Annotated in this window: 8 protein-coding genes, 2 tRNA genes and 1 pseudogene; 5 read left to right on the plus strand and 6 right to left on the minus strand. The window is 31.0% G+C overall.

Going from position 1 to position 17,630, the window contains the following annotated elements; genetic code table 4:
- Window positions 1-152 precede the first annotated feature (152 nt).
- The 5 genes from NPA10_RS04205 to NPA10_RS04230 all read right to left on the minus strand — a co-directional run bounded on the left by NPA10_RS04205 (window position 153) and on the right by NPA10_RS04230 (window position 6,170).
- A complete protein-coding gene (locus NPA10_RS04205) occupies window positions 153-896 on the minus strand; it encodes a hypothetical protein (RefSeq protein WP_256547462.1) in 744 nt (247 codons plus the stop codon).
- Between the two features lie 236 nt (window positions 897-1,132).
- Entirely contained in the window at window positions 1,133-2,638 is a 1,506-nt protein-coding gene (locus tag NPA10_RS04210) for a type 2 periplasmic-binding domain-containing protein (RefSeq protein ID WP_256547463.1), read from the minus strand.
- 12 nt (window positions 2,639-2,650) lie between these two features.
- On the minus strand, window positions 2,651-4,447 hold the full coding sequence (locus tag NPA10_RS04395) for an ABC transporter ATP-binding protein (protein WP_307291654.1): 1,797 nt from the start codon (window positions 4,445-4,447) through the stop codon (window positions 2,651-2,653).
- A complete protein-coding gene (locus NPA10_RS04225; protein ID WP_256547464.1) occupies window positions 4,447-5,316 on the minus strand; it encodes a carbohydrate ABC transporter permease in 870 nt (289 codons plus the stop codon). Before NPA10_RS04225 ends, NPA10_RS04395 begins: the two co-directional genes overlap by 1 nt.
- Window positions 5,316-6,170 (minus strand): carbohydrate ABC transporter permease, encoded by an 855-nt coding sequence (locus tag NPA10_RS04230; protein ID WP_256547465.1) that lies wholly within the window; start codon window positions 6,168-6,170, stop codon window positions 5,316-5,318. The genes NPA10_RS04225 and NPA10_RS04230 overlap by 1 nt, the downstream gene beginning before the upstream one ends.
- Before the next feature lie 429 nt (window positions 6,171-6,599).
- On the opposite strand from NPA10_RS04230, the gene NPA10_RS04235 reads away from it, so the two are divergent.
- Window positions 6,600-6,676 (plus strand) — tRNA-Ile (locus NPA10_RS04235).
- A gap of 3 nt (window positions 6,677-6,679) precedes the next feature.
- Window positions 6,680-6,755, plus strand: a tRNA-Ala gene (locus NPA10_RS04240).
- A 115-nt stretch (window positions 6,756-6,870) separates the two neighbouring features.
- Here the strand turns inward: NPA10_RS04240 and NPA10_RS04245 are convergent.
- Window positions 6,871-10,293, minus strand: coding sequence for a hypothetical protein (locus NPA10_RS04245; RefSeq protein WP_256547466.1), 3,423 nt, complete (start codon window positions 10,291-10,293; stop codon window positions 6,871-6,873).
- 467 nt (window positions 10,294-10,760) lie between these two features.
- On the opposite strand from NPA10_RS04245, the pseudogene secA reads away from it, so the two are divergent.
- The 3 genes and pseudogenes from secA to NPA10_RS04260 all read left to right on the plus strand — a co-directional run.
- Window positions 10,761-13,181, plus strand: a pseudogene (gene secA, locus NPA10_RS04250) (preprotein translocase subunit SecA); the annotation flags it as partial.
- A gap of 128 nt (window positions 13,182-13,309) precedes the next feature.
- On the plus strand, window positions 13,310-15,316 hold the full coding sequence (uvrB, locus tag NPA10_RS04255) for an excinuclease ABC subunit UvrB (RefSeq protein ID WP_256547468.1): 2,007 nt from the start codon (window positions 13,310-13,312) through the stop codon (window positions 15,314-15,316).
- 194 nt (window positions 15,317-15,510) lie between these two features.
- Window positions 15,511-17,625, plus strand: a complete 2,115-nt coding sequence (locus tag NPA10_RS04260) for a sigma-70 family RNA polymerase sigma factor (protein WP_256547469.1) — start codon at window positions 15,511-15,513, stop codon at window positions 17,623-17,625.
- Window positions 17,626-17,630 lie beyond the last annotated feature (5 nt).

Genomic DNA, 17,630 nt, shown 5'->3' on the forward strand with positions numbered 1-17,630 from the left:
CACTTTTATCCCTTTAAAATATTTTGATAAATCATACTTTGAAAAGTATAGCTTTTTTAGATCATAAAAATGCAAATACACTTCTCTTGTTTTAAAGAGAAATGTATTTGAATTCTAATTTAAACTTATAATACTATTTTTTTACTTATTAGCTAATGACGTCCCATTAATATTCCTATATATTCTGAATACTGAAAATCATTTTTTGTACTAATTTGATAATAAGAATATTCATCAAATGCATCTGTTTTAATTAAATATTCTTTTAATTCTTGATAATAATTTTGATCTAAATAATCAGCTCAAATTTTGATTATCTTTCCTTCTTTTATTAATTGTTCATTTTCTCCCAAAATTTTATAAGACATAAAAATTCTTTTGGAAAAACTTCATATTATATTTTCCTTGTCCTTTTTGATTATCTGACTTAAAGTATAAAAATATTCTTCTTTAAAATCTTTATATAATTGTCGTTGCACTTCATGATGAGGTGTTTTTTCAAAAGTAACATTTTCATTGAAATAATCATTTATTTGAGCAATTATCCAAATAATACCTAAATTAGGTCTATTTTGCATGTATTCTCATGCAATTAAAACATGTAAAATTAAATGTTCAATTAAATTACAATAAACTAGATTTATTGGTTCTTGATAACTAAAATCACAAAGAATTGCTATATGTTTCTGGGCCAAATCTGCAAATTCATTTTCCTTAATGTGATGAATATATAACCCTTCTTTTGTTCTTTTAATTTTAGAATTAGTAGATTTACATCCACTATTTGCGAAATAGCTTCCTGTAGCTAGACCATATTTTTCTTGAAGGTATTTGCATGCTTGCAAATAATTCATTTTAAATAAAGCATCAATTTCACTTTTAGAAATCTTAATCATAAAAAAATCCTAGATGATAAAAATAAAGACGTTCTAAATTTTAATGAAAAATTAAACAAAATTATTTGAATTAAGTATGTGAATTCAAATAATAACTTGTAATTAAGTAAATGATTTGTATTTGTAAAACTTTAATCATCACTTTTTCTTTTTGAATCATAAGAATAAAAATGCATTTCTCTTGTTCTAAAGAGAAATGCATTTTTTTATTGAACAACTAAATAAATTTTCAAAAACTATTTAGTAGTTGCTGTAGTGTTTTTTCGGGCTTCAATTAAACGGTTAAATTCTGTAATTAGTCTTGATTGAGAATCAGCCATTTTGTATCCTTCATTGGTTACTTGGATAACTACCTCATCGGTATTCCCAAATCCAGTTACAAAATAGTTATCAACCGTTTCACCTAAATCAGCTCCTTGATATCTTTGGGATGAAGCAGATAAATTATCTTTGAAATCTAAATTAACTCCAGGAACTGCTTTAAATGGTGAATACAATTGCATTTCGTTTCCAGCATATTCTAATCCTGATTTGGTTTGGTATAGAAATTGTAGAAATAATTGAGCTGTTTTCTTTTTAGCTGCATCTTCTGCTAAAGTAGTCAAACCTCATCGCTGTGAAACACTGCGATACAACATTGCGGTTTTATCTGTTTTATTAAAAATTGGCATTGGTAAAAACCCAACATTAGCATCAGGATTTGCTCGGGTAATTTGTGGAGTTGCTCATGTTCCATTTTGACTCATTGCATATCGACCTAACGCTACAAAATTCATAGCATTATCAACGGTGTTAGTTCTTAAATTTCAAGCAGCATCATGACCATAAATATCTAATGCTGTTTTCATACTGTTAATAACCTCATTTGTTAAAATTGCGTTTGGTTCTGACCGCAGCTTAACTTCATCATTGGCTGTTAATCCAGTTTGAGCATTAACTGCTGCTCCCAATAAGTGGTTGGTCATTGGCCAAATTTGTTCTCTTTGGGTTTTAGATGTTACATAAAATGGATCAATTTTAGCATCAGTTAAAGTTTTAGTAATCAATCGATAACCTGGTTCGGTTAAATCACTTGTAAAGACATAAGTATTACCATCTTTAACAATAGTTCCGTTGTAATCTGTGGTTGGTTTAACTAAATCAGCTGGTTTAGTAGTAGCATTTTCAAAAGATTGACCTTCAAAAACTGTAATTTTAGCTTTGGCAAAAGTATCCCGATTATAAATTACCCCAATTGATTCCACAGCTGCTGGTAAAAAAGCTTTACCATTTACTAAAAACTGACCTGCAGTTGTATCATCATTATGTAACATTTCTGCTGCTGAAGCACTGGTAAATCGGGAAATTGTTTGGGCAAAACCATCAACTGAACCACCCCCAATCATTAAAACATTACCTACACCATTAACAAGTTTAGTAGATAAAAATTGACCATAATCAGTAGCTCCTCCAACTTGGGTGAAAGCTAATTTAGTCCCAAAAGTATCATTAAAGACTTTAATAAAATCACGTGATTGTTCGGCAATTTCTTGCTTGTTAGCAATAATTTCCATATCATCAGTTGAATAACCTGCAAGACGAGTTTTTAGTTCAGTAATTGCTGTGCTATCTTCTTGCACTGCTTTAGTCAAAGCTTCAATCCGTGCTTGATTATTACTATTATTTGATCCACATGCTGCTAATGTAATAGCACCAATGCTCATCAAACCTAAAATATTAATTATTTTTTTATAAATTTTCATATGTTATTTTCCTTATGGATTTATTGAAGTACTTGATTTTTTAAAATTAATGACACTTGTTCTTAATTTTTGATAGATTTGTTTAACAAGTGATTTTTTATGTGATTTAACTTTAGCTGTTTCCAAAATTTCAGTACGAATTGCAATCTTATCTGCTGAACCAATTCAGTTTCTTAAGGCTTTAATAGTGTCTAAATTTAATTCTGAAGTTAAACTAATTGTAGTTTCTTGATCAAATAAATGAATTCTGGACAAAATAGGATAAATTTTTTGTAAGCTATTTAGTGGATAATTTTCATAAGCGCTGGTAATGAATTTAATTTCATCACCTAACCCTTTGTCAGTTACAATTCGAGCTCGATAAAGGATTTCATTTCCTAATAATTCTTTACTAATAATTTTGGTGGTGATTTGAACTTTGTAAGCTTCTAAAAGACTGTCATCAACTGAGAAATCAGTTGGTCGGATACCAAAAACAATTTTCTGATTTGGTTTTAGATTGTTCGTTTTATATTTAGGAATTTCTCAAACCACACCCTTCTTAGAAACAAATTGATTATTAATAAATTGTCCTTCAAATAGATTCATTTCTGGAGAACCTACAAAACTGGCAACAAATAAACAAGATGGGTTTTTGAATAAATCGTTAGGATTACTAATTTGTAAAACAAATCCATCCGTCATGACCGCAATTAAATCAGCCATCGTCATTGCTTCAATCTGATCGTGAGTTACATAAACTGTTCCTGAATTAATTTTTTCGTGCAACTCACGAATTTTTTGGCGCATTGTTGCGCGTAATTTGGCATCCAAATTAGAAAGTGGTTCATCCATTAAAAAAAGATTTGGATTACCAATGATTGATCGCCCTAATGCTACTCTTTGACGTTGGCCCCCTGAAAGTTGAGCTGGTTTTTGATCAAGATAATAATCTAGTTCCAAGACTTTAGTTACATCATGTAATTTTTGCTCAATGATTTCATTAGTATTTTCAGCTTTGACTAAATCTTTTAATTGATTGTTTAAATCTTGGATTTCTTTTTTATACTGTTCAATTTCCTCTTTCATTTTCGGAACATTAACAGCTTCTTTTTTTCAAATGGCAATTTTATTTTGACTAGCGCTAATAAATGATTCTAGACTAGCAATTTGAAAGCGTTTTTTTCGGGTTAAATCACCAAAAATTTTGGTCTCAATTTTCTCAACTAGAAAATGAGGAGGATGAGCAACGCGACTAGCTAAAGTTGTTTTAGTTTTCTTCAGCTTTTCGATTGCTTTGGCTAGAATGGCTTCATTTTTAGTTAAATTTTGAATGTTGTTAATTAGATTGGCTCGAGCTTGAATTTTACTTTTTAAGACATTAATCTTTTTATAAACAACCCCTGCTTTACCAATTTTTTTCGTGTTGGCTTTTAAACCAAAAATAATATTATTTTTAACTGACAGATGCGGAAATAAAGCATAGTTTTGGAAAACCATGGTTAAATCACGGACTGCTGGTTCAGCATCTGTGACATTAACGTTATTAATGAAAATGTCACCTTGACTAACTTGTTCTAATCCCGCAATCATTCGTAAAGTAGTTGATTTACCACAACCACTCGGACCTAATAAAGCTAAGAATTCACCTTTTTTTAGTCGGATATTAGTGTTAAAAATAGCTTGAAAACCATTGCTGTAGAACTTATCGACATTGCTCAGTTCTAAAATATAATCTTGCTTGACTTCTTCTTTTTTTAATTGTTCATAGCGTTTTAATAAAAAATCAGGGAGCTTGGAAGCAGTTGCAACATGCTTTTTATAATTCATTATTTAACTGCTCCGTTAGTGATTCCTGAAATAATATTTTTTTGTACAAAAATAAAAAAGATTGTAATTGGAATAATCAAAATTGTTAATCCTGCCATTAATGCGGTGTAATCGGTTCCATAAGTACCAACTAATCCATCATATAATTTCACAACTGTTGTTGTAAAACCATTTTGGTTTTGTTGGTAGACTAGATAAGGTAATAAGAAATCATTTCAAATCCACATAGTATTCAAAATAACAATGGTGGTAATAATGGGTCTAAGTAGTGGCAAAATGATTTTGAAATAAACCCGAATTGGGTTATATCCTTCAACCCGCGCCACTTCTTCTAAAGAAATTGGTACTGATTTTAAAAATCCCGTCATCATAAAAATGGATAAGCTCATACCAAAACCAGTGTACATAAAAATCAAACCTGGCAAATTAATGAATGACATTTTTGCCATCACACTAATTAAGGGCAACATGATTGCTTGAAACGGCACAATCATGACGATTAGTAATAAATAAAATAAAAATTTAGCATACCATTTTTTACTACGCGAAATTTGTCATGCTGCAAGGGATGAAAACAAAACAATAAAAAAATTAGAAAAAATGGTAACTAACAATGAAGTGAAAAACGACTGAACAAAATCCAAAGCTTTAAAGGCTTGGTTTCAGCTTTCAGTTTCATATGGTTTAGGGAAAGCTCAAATGTCATTAAGAACTAATTGACTAATGTCTTTAAAAGAAGTATTAACCATTAAGAAAAATGGAAATAATCACACCAAAGCAATGATTGTTAGAAAAGTGAAAAAGGTAATTCGACCCGAAATTTTTAATGCATCCCGTTTTTCTTTTAAATGAATTTGGGTGCCAAACATTATTGTTGCACCTCCATTTTCTTGCTGAAATAAACTTGCATTAGCGCGATCATGGAAACTAAAATGGTAAAGATGACTGATTTAGCTTGAGCAACCCCATATGTTTGAGTATAAGAGGGAATAAAGGCTGTACCATAAATGTCATAAGCCAATAATCCCGAATTATTTGCTCCTTCAGTTAATGCTAAGTTTTGATCAAATAATTTGAACGAACCACTTAGAACCAAGAAAACAGCAACAGTAATTGCTGGTGCTACTGCTGGCAAAGTTACACTGTAAAAACGGCGCATAATTCCTGCGCCTTCAATGCGACTAGCCTCATCCAAACTTTTATTAACATTTTGTAAAGCAGCAATATAAATGATCATGACATAGCCCGCAGACTGTCAACTCACCACAAGTGCCATCGCAATCATTGCGCCGAATTGGGATTCTAGACGTAATGAGCTACCTCCAAAAATGCTGACAAAAATTTGGTCAAAAATTAGACGTCACAAGTAACCTAGAATTAAGCCGCCAATTAAATTGGGAACAAAAAAGGCACTACGAAACAAGTTTCGGCCACGAAAAGCTTTATTAAGCAATAACGCTAATCCAAAACCAATAAGATTAATGATGACAACACAAAAAATTGTAAAAACAAATGTGTATCAAATGGCGTTAATAAACCCGCCATTGTTAAAAGCTGCTCGGTAGTTTGCGAAGCCAATTCAGCCACTTGCAAACATGTCTTCGCCCTGTTTTCAATCAGTAAAAGACAATAAAATTCCCATAAGAGTGGGAACGAGCATAACAATACTAAAAACAATGAAGCTTGGTGCCACAAGTGTTAGAAATCATTTTTTTGAGTACATGTGTTATTCAACCTTTCAAATCTTGATTTGAAGGCTCAAAAATTGAATTAAACTTTGGAAATCAAGCCTTAAAAAATTCCGTTTTTAATTATAGAATCAAATTCTTGGGTCATTTTATTCGATGCCAGTTTTGAAATAAAAACTTGATATAACCAAACTAGATTAAAGAGTAAATTGGTCTTTCAATGATAAAAGCAGTTTTTATCATTCAATTTTTCAACAGTAATTAACAAACTAAAAAATCAAAATTCAAGGGTTAAATTACAAATTAAGGACAAATAATCGTTGTAATCTTTATACTTGAAATTAATTTTTTTTAACAAAAATTGCTACGCCTTCATACAGTTATTTGGTTCAAAATTTAATATGGTAGCTAATTTTTTTGTGTATAATATATTGGATTTATACCACTTAGTCCACTAGCTAATTGGGAGTATAGCTCAGTTGGTTAGAGCACTCCCCTGATAAGGGAGAGGTCGATGGTTCGAGTCCATTTATTCCCACCATGTGGGGGCTTAGCTCAGTTGATAGAGCGCCTGCCTTGCAAGCAGGAGGTCGTGGGTTTGAGTCCCATAGTCTCCACCATTTTTTTAACCACCATTTTTTAACAATGGTGGTTTTTTTATTGGATTAATTGCATTTTGTTCATAAAAAAAACAACCCAGAAATCTGGGTTGTTTTTTTTATTTATTTTTTTAAATTATTTGTGTGGGAAAAAATTGATTCCTGAAATTAATTCTTCATCAACTACATCGCGGTTTTTAATGTGATATTTTAGTTTTAGTAAATTGTGCTCTTCATCTACTTCACCATTATAAAATAAGCGTTGTCGTAATTTCATTGACAGAACTCAAATTAAAGTACCAAAAGGAATGATTAATAATCCTGAAGCAATCAAGCCAATTAATAAATAAATGAACAGATTTTGTAATTCCATTCAGTTAAATAAAGCCCCTAAAATCGCAGTAATGGTGCCAATACTTAAAAATAAAACGTAAAACAATCAATTATTTTCGATTGATTTATTAATTAATCGAAAGAAGTCTTTAGTTCGATACATGTGTCATTTATCAAAATTTTCACGATACAAATGCAATAACATTGCATTAGTAATTAAACCTAAAACATAGAAAATTAAAATTGAGCCGGTAATGTTGCGGTCAACTGTAATTCGGATAATTGCAATAATGCCAATACTTAAACCAATCAATAAGAAAGTGGTTAATCACAATTGAAAAATGCTTGTTCAATTGAAACGCATTGCGAAATAAATGCTCATAATTGTTAAATTAATGGCAATTAATTTGAATGCTTCACCAATTAAAGCGTTATTGCTAAATTCATTAGTTTGTTGAATACTATAAGTATTTGGCTGTAATCATTGGTTAAACTCATTTGTTAAAGTTGCGAAATCAAAAGTGTTAGTCGTTCTTAAAAAGTATTCGCTTGGATTTAATGCTGAAACATCACGAACAAATTGAAACCCAACTAGTTGGTTTAGACGTTCGGGGGTTAATGCAGCTTGAGCTTCAGCTAAATTACGACCTCCCAAAACTGTATCGGCATTCACAACATAGTTCACACTAATTCCATTTTTTAAAATGAAGGATGAACCAAAACCAATTGAAGGAATAAAGATAATTGTAATTCCTACAATCAAGATCACTAGAATGAAAGCAAAATAAATTCAAGTTTTTCAACTAAATAAATCAACTAGTAATTTACCATCGTTGACTCCTTGAGTGCGGTTAGCAAAATATTTTTTACTTACAAATTTTCTGGCTAATTCGGATTCAATATTTAATTCTCCAGTTAAGGATTTTAAATATGCTCGGTTTGTCTTAGATAAAAATAATTGCGGTCGGTGATTATTAATTGTTATTAAGAATCAATTGGTAACGTTTGTTAAAAAAACAAACACAAACATCAACATGAATGTTCCAATTGATAAAAATAAACCAAAACTACGTAATTCTAATAAAGCTGTAAAGGCAATCAAAATTGCACTAAAAAACGTTGGGATGATGATGTCAAAGCCAAACTGGAATCCTTCACCCAACATTTTATTGGCCGATTGCCGCAGGGAGCTTCCTTGCCGGACTTGTTTAATAAAGAAGTTTAATCCGTACAACATAATCATTGCTGAAATAATAACAAAAGCAATAATCCCTGCTGCACTATCTGAAACTAAAGTTAATTTTAGTCCAAAGAAAGTTGCTAAACTTGCTGTAATAGCACTAGTTCAAAATAAACTAGCAACTAATCCTGGAATGCGGTAAATAACAGCAACAATAATTCCGACTAAAAGAGCAAAAATTAAAGAAGCAATAATGGATCATCAACCACTGCTTAAGTTTTGAAATAAACCAATGTTGTTTCCTGCAACTGGAGGAGCATATCGTAAACTAATTGCTTCTAAAGCTGATGAAACTGGAGATGGTGAATAAATACCACTACTTCAAATCGGTGACAGAATAAAATTATTGTTTTGGTCACGAATAATCGCATTTTGACGTAAACGGAAAAAACGTACTTGATATTTAGTTAACCGATCAAAAAGGTTTTGATTAGTGATTGTTCGGTTAATTGTAGAATCAACTGATAACCAAATTTCATTTTCATTTGGTTTATATTTTTCCAGTTTTTTAGCCGGAGTAGTTGTTGATGCGTTATCAGTATTGGTATTGTTCTGATTTGCGTTTTGATCGTTTTGATTTTGATCAGTGTTAGCATTAGCATCAGCTGCTGGTGGAGTATCAATAACAGCACCCTCACTATTTAAAGCAAAAATCGGGTTAATTTGTTCTGGAACAGTACTATCTAACTTCTCATCAAAATTAGCATTAAACCGAGAATTATATTTAGGAAAAAAATTGGTTCAATTTCCAGATGATCCGGGTTTAATGTTATTAATTAAGTATTCATTAAATAAATTTAGATCACCAGAATTAGCAACAAAATTGTTATAAATTGCATTTAAATTATCAGAACTAATAAATCGTGCCGGAGTAGTTGCCCGATCAACTGCATCAGTATTCGAACGGTTAGCAGTGTTAGAGTTAACTACAATCTTGATATAATCTTCTGCAAATTTTTTCTCATTAGCAGATAAAGCATAGTAGTTTTGTCGAATTGTTTGATAATTCGCTTTTTGAACATCGGTTTGACCATTATTAATATTAGGATTACCAATAACTCGTTGAACCGCGTTTAAAGAATATGCTCAATCTTGATTAAAAACATAAGTTTGATAAATGTAATTTAGCCGTAAAGCTAAAAGATCTTTATCTAATCAAACTTGCCAAGTATTACTTGCGGTATTGCTAAACTGTGAAGGAATAACATATAGTGAAGAGTTGGTATTCGCTAAAATACTGATTTCAGATTTAGGAATGTTTTGATCATATATATTAAAACCGACACCTTCAGAGCCATTAATATTAGCAGATAAATATCGCATATTGGCTGTGCCAATATTGTTGTATTGTACTAAAGTATGTAGTTTTGGTCCCCCACCAACAGTAGCTGAACCATCTTGGTTATAATCAAATCCGTATCGGTCAATGCTAATTTGGTTAAAACTAACGTGTCTGAATCAAGCGTTATTATGATTGTAATCAATTTGGGGTTTAGTATTTTGATTTGTTGGATCTTCGTTTTTAATTTGACCTAAACTTGGTGCATGAAAATACAAGTTTAGTAAACGAGTAGCATTATTATCAGTAACTGAATTAGCATTAGAACGATTAACAAAAAAATCGCGGCGTCCCAAGCTATTATTGAAATTAGTTAACGCAATTTCAGCTTGACTAATTCCTGAGTTCAAAACATCAGGATTATCAAAGTCATATTCTTTGCCTTCTAATTTATAAATTCCAAAACCCTGATTGTTTGAAGCAGAACTTGATGTTAACGGTTCATTGAATGGGTTTAAACCAATTTTACCGATATAGCCGTCAACATAATCCCCTCCTAATTTAAAATTTTGAACAATACTATAAGTACTTCCAGCAGTTACACCAATCCCTGTTAAAACCAGAGTAGCAACTGCAACTTTTTTAATGGAGAGTGATTTATTGAATTTTTGATTTCAGGATTTTTTTAGCTTAGTGAAAATATTCACAATTAGCCCCTTGTTTAAAATTGATAATAAATCAGGTAGTCGGATTGATGAAATTTGTTCGAAAAAGTATTAAATCCGATATAAAAATAGTTACTAAATTTTGATTAAAATTCAAAAGTTAATACGTAAAATTTATTATACATCTTTTCAATTTAAATAAAGATCAAAAAATCTCCACTAAAAAGTTTTAAATTAAGCTCGAACACTTTTCAATAAAACTTTTTATCACTGTTATAACTTTATGAAATATTCATAAAAATTAGTGTAACAACTAAAACAAAAAAGATGTTAATCAAAAAGTAATAATTGCAATTATCTTATCAACTTTTTGACCTAAATTCCGATTATTTTGCTAAATTTTGCTGCTTTTAAATGACTTTAAAATTTAGTATAATATAAGATCAGTTTGTATTTTATTAATAGATACAATGAATTTTAATCCATAATTTTGAAACACCAACTAACACATGAAGCTGTTATCCTTATTCGAAAACAAGACTTATATTTTAAATAAAGCTGAAAAAGTGGTTAATCAAACCGAATCCTATAAAGATGAAATGCGGGCATTAACTAATAATCAGTTACGAGACAAAACCAAATTATTTTTACGTCGCCTAGAATTAGGTGAAACAACTGAAGATATTTTACCTGAAGCATTGGCTACTGTGCGCGAAGCAGCTTATCGCGCTCATGGAATGTTTGCCTATCCGGTGCAATTAATTGGCGCTATTGTTATTTTCTATGGTGACTTTGCTGAAATGAAAACTGGTGAAGGAAAAACCTTAACTGTTGCTTTAGCAAACTACATAATTGGTTTGGAAAAAAGAGGAGTTCATGTTGTTACTGTTAATGAATATTTAGTAAAACGTGATGCTGAATTCTCCCGTAAAATTTTAAACTTTTTAGGTTTAACTGTTGGTTTTAACACTTCTCAATTATCTCGTGATTTAAAACGCAAAATGTTTGCATGTGATGTGACTTATACGACTCACTCCGAATTAGGCTTTGATTACTTACGTGACAACATGGTTACAAGTTATGATCAAAAAGTTTTACGTAGTTTAAATTTTGCAATCATTGACGAAGGAGATTCTGTTTTAATTGATGAAGCTAGAACTCCGTTAATTATTTCTGGTCAGCCCCAAGAAAATCTTTCTTTTTATGTTCAAGTTGACCGGTTTGTCAAAACTTTAGTTTTAGGTGATTTTAAAATTGATCCCGAGTCTCGAGCAGTTAGTTTGCAAAGTTCAGGAATTAAAAAATGTGAAAACTATTTTCAGATTCAAAATTTATATTCTTTTGAAAATTCTGATTTAGTGCACAAAATTAATAATGCTTTAACTGCTAATTTTGTTTTTGAAAATGGTAAAGAATATATTGTTCAAGATGACAAAATTTTATTAGTCGATCACTTCACTGGTCGGATTTTACACGGGCGAAGTTATAATGCTGGATTGCATCAAGCTGTACAAGCTAAAGAATCAGTACAAATTGAACCCGAAAATATTGTTGTTGCCACAATTACTTACCAATCTTTTTTCCGATTATATAAAAAGATTGCTTCATTATCTGGAACTGCTTTATCTGAAGAACAAGAATTTGCTAAAACTTATAACATGATTGTTGTTCCAATTCCAACTAACCGTCCTGTTATTCGAAATGATGTTCCTGATGTTATTTTTGGAACTAAAAATTTAAAGTGAGAAGCCGTTATTATTGAAATTAAAAAACGCTTCTTAAAAGGTCAACCAGTTTTAGTCGGAACATCATCTGTTGATGACTCTGAAATTGTTCATCAGCGATTGCTAAAAGAAAAAATTCCTCATGAAGTTTTAAACGCCCGCAATAATGCCACTGAAGCTGAAATTGTTGCACGTGCTGGAAAAAAATATTCAGTAACTGTTTCTACCAACATGGCTGGTCGGGGAACTGACATTAAGATTAGTGAAGAAGTAAAAAAACTTGGTGGCTTGTTGGTAATTGGAACTGAACGTAACGAATCTCGTCGGATTGATGATCAGTTACGGGGTCGTTCTGGTCGTCAAGGTGACCCAGGTGAATCTATTTTTTACATTTCATTAGAAGACGATTTGTTTAAACGTTTTGCAACTAATCGATTTGAAAAACTATCTCAAAAAATTGAAGATAGCTATTTTGATTCCAAAATGTTTTCTAAAACTTTAGTGCGGATTCAAAAGAAAGTTGAAAGTGTTAATTTTGATATGCGGAAAAATTTGATTGAATACGATCAAGTTTTATCCTATCAATGTGAGTTAATTTATAAACAACGTGACTTAATTTTGACTACTAAAAAGAACGTTGATATTCTAAAACGTATTATTCAAAAAGTTGTTCCTGAAGTTGTAAAACTATTTATTGACTCTCGTAATACTACAATGTTGAACTATGAACTTTTAGCCGAGTCCTTGAATGAAAAAATGTTCAGTTATCCAATGTTTTTACCTGAAGATTTTTTTGATTTAACTATCAATGAAGCTGAAAATTTTCTAATTCTAATTCTGAATAAGATGGTTGATTTAAAAACCGAAGTTTTAGGTGAAACTGTAACTAACAATATGATTCGTGAAATCTTGATTCATAATTTAGATAACGGCTGACAAAAACACATTAGTTTTATTTCTAAATTGCGTGACAGTGTTTCATTAAGAACTTTAGAACAAAAATCACCATTAAATATTTACATTGAAGAAGCTGATATTGCCTTTGAAAAATTATTAACCGAAACTGGTAATAATGTCATCTTAACCTTCTTACATTACAACATTCCTGGTATTAATACTCAATGTTATGAATATGCAGAAACATTAAGAGCTCAACGCAGCAAAAAAATTCAGGATCAAATGGCTGATGCTCGCAAAACAGATGCTAGTTCTTCTGGAGAAGCAAATCTTACATCTGAACACACTGATAATTCAAATTCATCAGCATCAGAATTATCCGCACTAGAACAATTACAATCAATTCAAAAAGCAGCCGCTGAAAGAGGCAATTAAGTTTGAATTTTCTTGGATTTAATTTAAAAAGTTCCAAAACTCCAAAAGGTGATCAACCCAAAGCAATCGAAGCTTTGGTTAAAGCTGTTAATGCCAAAAAAAGAAGTAGTGTTTTATTAGGTGCAACTGGGACCGGAAAAACTTTCACTATTGCTAATGTTATTTCTAAAGTGCAAAAACCAACTTTAGTGATTGCGCATAATAAAACACTAGCAGGACAATTATATAATGATTTAAAATCAACTTTTCCTGATAACCGTGTTGAATATTACATCTCTTATTTTGATTATTATCAACCTGAAGCCTATATTCCAAGTACTGATACTTTCATTGAAAAATCATCAGTAACTAACAGTATTATTGAAATGATGCGGCTATCAACCTTAACTGCATTAACAACCCGTAAAGACGTAATTGTTGTTGCTTCAGTAGCTTCAATTTATCCCGCATCACCACCTGAAGATTTTGCTAACTTTCGGTTTGTTTTAGAATTAAATGATCCGAATTTAACAATTAAAAAAGTGATCAATAAGTTAGTACAACTAAACTATGAAGCCAATGATATTCAGTTAACCGCTGGTAAGTTTAGTCTTAAGGGTGATGTATTAAAAATCATGTTAGGTTACACTGATCAGTTCATTCTAAGGGTTTCTTTTTTTGGTGATGTCATTGAAGAAATTGCTGAAATTGATCCGTTAAATAATACTATTATTCAAAAACATAAAAACTATTTGATTACTCCTGCTAATGAATACTTATTAGAAGTTAGTCGCCGTGATGAAGCCATTCGTCGAATTGAAGCCGAACTAAAAAAAGTTGCAGCTAATTTTGCTAAACAAAATAAATATCTAGAAGAACAACGCATTGTTCAACGTACCAATCATGATCTAGATTTTCTAAAAGAAATGGGTTTTTGTGTTGGCATTGAAAATTATTCTGCTCACTTGGAATTACGTGAAGATGGTCAAACACCTTATAGTCTATTTGACTACTTTGGTGATGATTGATTATTAATCATCGATGAGTCTCATATTACCATTCCCCAAATTCGGGGAATGTTCAACACTGATAAATCCCGCAAAACTACATTGGTTCAACACGGATTTCGCTTACCTTCAGCTTTGAATAATCGTCCTTTAAATTTTGAAGAATTTCAATCTAAAACTAAACAAGTGATTTATGTTTCAGCTACTCCTAATGAATGAGAAATTCAGGAAGCTAATAATGAGATTGTTGAGCAAATTGTTCGTCCAACTGGTTTAATTGATCCAGTAATTGAAGTACGACCTTCTGTTGGGCAAGTTGATGATTTAGTTGCTGAACTAAAAATTCAGATTGAAAAAAAACATCGAACTTTAGTAACCGTTTTAACAATTAAAATGGCTGAAGAATTAACTGAATATTTAAAGCAACAAAAAATTAAAGTTGCTTATTTGCACAATGAATTAAAAACTTTAGAACGTGATCACATTTTAAATTCTTTACGAATGGGAGTTTATGATGTAGTTGTTGGCATTAATTTATTACGTGAAGGTTTAGACTTACCCGAAGTTTCCTTAGTTGTAATTTTTGATGCTAATAAGCCCGGCTTTTTCCGTAGCGAAAAATCTTTAATTCAAATTATCGGTCGAGCAGCACGCAACACCGAAGGAAGGGTGATTATGTATGCAGATACAATCTCAACCCAAATGGAGCAAGCCATTAAAGAAACTAATCGTCGGCGCGATATTCAAATTAATTATAATAAAGCTCACAATATTGTGCCAACAACAATTATTAAACCAATTCACAGCGACTTATCTAGCAACTTTTCAGGAACTGATTTAGATTTAACAATCAAACGCTCTCGCGATAAAAAACAAACTGAAGAAACAATCAAAACATTGCAAGAGCAAATGTTAGAAGCTGCTAATAATCAAGAATATGAGCGAGCTGCATATTTACGTGATGCAATCATTGAGTTACAAATGGCAGCTAAACCAAAAAGACAAAAGAACAAAATAAAATAAAATAAAAAATTTATTTTTAACTTTAAAATATGATAAAATAAAAGATCCTGAGTATAGTTTCAATTAATTTGATTTGATTTAAAGTTAATTGAATTTCTCAATCAAAATAATATAGACTTCTGAATCTTTTATTGAATCAGGCAAAGTGTAAAAAGATTAATTTTGTTTTAGAAATAAAGGGTATTGGAACAATCGTGGCTAAAACTGTCGCAAATAAAAAAACTGTTGCATCTGCAAAGAGTAATTTGAAGTCATCTACAAAAAAAGTAGTTAGTCTACCAAAAAAAGAAACTGTTAAAAAAACTCCAGTAAAAGCTGAAGTAAAAACTAAAAAACCAGTAGTAAAAAAAGTTACAAAAACTGTTACTACCAAAAAAGGTGCTGTCAAAAAAACAGAAGAAGTTACAAAAGAAAAAAAAGTAGTTGCTAAAAAAATTACTGCTGAATCTAAAAAACCAGTCATCAAAAAAGAAAAAGCTGTTGGTTCTACTAAAACTACAACAGTCAAGAAAAAAGTTGCAGTTGCAACTAAAAAACAAGCTACTGAAGCAAAGAATAAAACAAAAACAACAACTAAAAAAGCAGCAGCTTCAAATAAAACTAAAACTGCAACTAAAGCAAAAAAAGCTGTTTTAAAAAAAGTAATTGTTTCTGACAAAATTCGAAAACAAAAAAAGCAAAAAGACATCAAAACTGATGTTGTTTATAGCGCTGAGAAAGAACAAAAAATGCAGTTGATTTCTCGGTCTGGATCAGCTAAAAATAAACGTGATGAAACTGTTAGTGCTAAAACCAAAAAGCAAATTACTAGAAATAAAAACGTCTCTGATAAAACCAAAACCGTTAAATCAACTTACATTTTGAAAGATGGAGTTGTAAAAAAACGCCGTCTACACTCTAATTCTGTTAAAAATGCAGCCAGCTACGATGAAGTGTATCAAGAATTGATGAAGGTTAAAGAAATTATCGATAAACGAATCGCTCATCAAGAAAGCTTAAAAAATAAAAGTAATAGCGTGATTTTAGATCAGCAATTGTTTGAAATCAATAACAAACGTAATAAATTTGATACTAAAAAAATTAATCGTTATTTAGATCCTTTAGTAACTCAAGCTTTGGGAGTGAAAAAAGGGAAAAATAAATTAAGCCATGATGTTGTAGCTCTTTATTTAGAAGATTACGCACCAATTAGTGATGATAAATGACGAATTATTGCTAAAAAATTTGCTAATAATAAAATCAAAATTACTGAGTTAACTGAAGAAGAAATGGAAGAACATTCCAATTTTGAAATTGATAATGTGCTTGAGGCTTCTAAAGGTTATGGTCAAGCAAGTATGGGCGAAAAAATTCGCGACCCAAACAAAGCTTTATTATCCAAACTTGGTTATTCTAAAATGTTGACCAAAGAACAAGAAACTGAATTAGCAAAATTAATGTTAGATCCTGCAACTCGTGAATATGCAACCCATCAACTAATTACTTCTAATTTACGTTTGATTGTCTCTATTGCCAAAAAATATTTGAACCGTGGTTTAAACTTAGAAGACCTAGTGCAAGAAGGTTCGCTGGGTTTAATGAAGGCGATTCAAAAATTTGACTATAAACTAGAAAACAAATTTTCAACATATGCTACCTGATGGATTCGTCAAGCAATTACTCGTTCAATTGCTGACCAAGCTCGAACCATTCGTATTCCGGTTCACATGGTTGAAACTATCAATAAAGTTGTTAAGGTCGAACGTTATTTAACCCTTAAATTGGGACATGATCCAACAGCTGAAGAGATTTCTCAAGAATTAGCAAAACAAGATTCAACATATACTCCTAAAAAAATTATTGAGATTCGAAAGTTGAATGTGGATTTAGTTTCTTTAGACAAACCAATTGCTCATGATGAGGATTCCAATTTCTCTGATTTTGTTCAAGATAATGAAATGGATAATCCCGAAGAAGCAGCCGAAAAAGAATTCAAAACCAAAACCCTTTTGGAATTTTTAGAAAATACTTTAGAGCGTGATGAACTAGAAGTAATTATGATGCGTTATGGACTTGAACCATATAAAAATTCCATGAGTACTGAAATGATTGCTAAATGCTTATTAAAAACTGATAAACATCATATCGTTCGTAGCAACAAAGACAATAGTTTATTATTGCCTAATCACGATAAAAACAAAGATTACACTGATGAAGAGTGAAAAATTGTTTTTGATTGAGTTCGCAAAAAAGAAGCTCAAGCTTTACGCAAACTAAAACAACCATCTAAAAATGGTAAATATCGAAATACTTTGTTAGGGTTAGGGTAAAAACA

The sequence above is a fragment of the Mycoplasmoides fastidiosum genome (genome assembly GCF_024498275.1).
In the GTDB taxonomy this organism is placed as follows: Bacteria; Bacillota_I; Bacilli_A; order Mycoplasmatales; family Mycoplasmoidaceae; genus Mycoplasma_N; species Mycoplasma_N fastidiosum.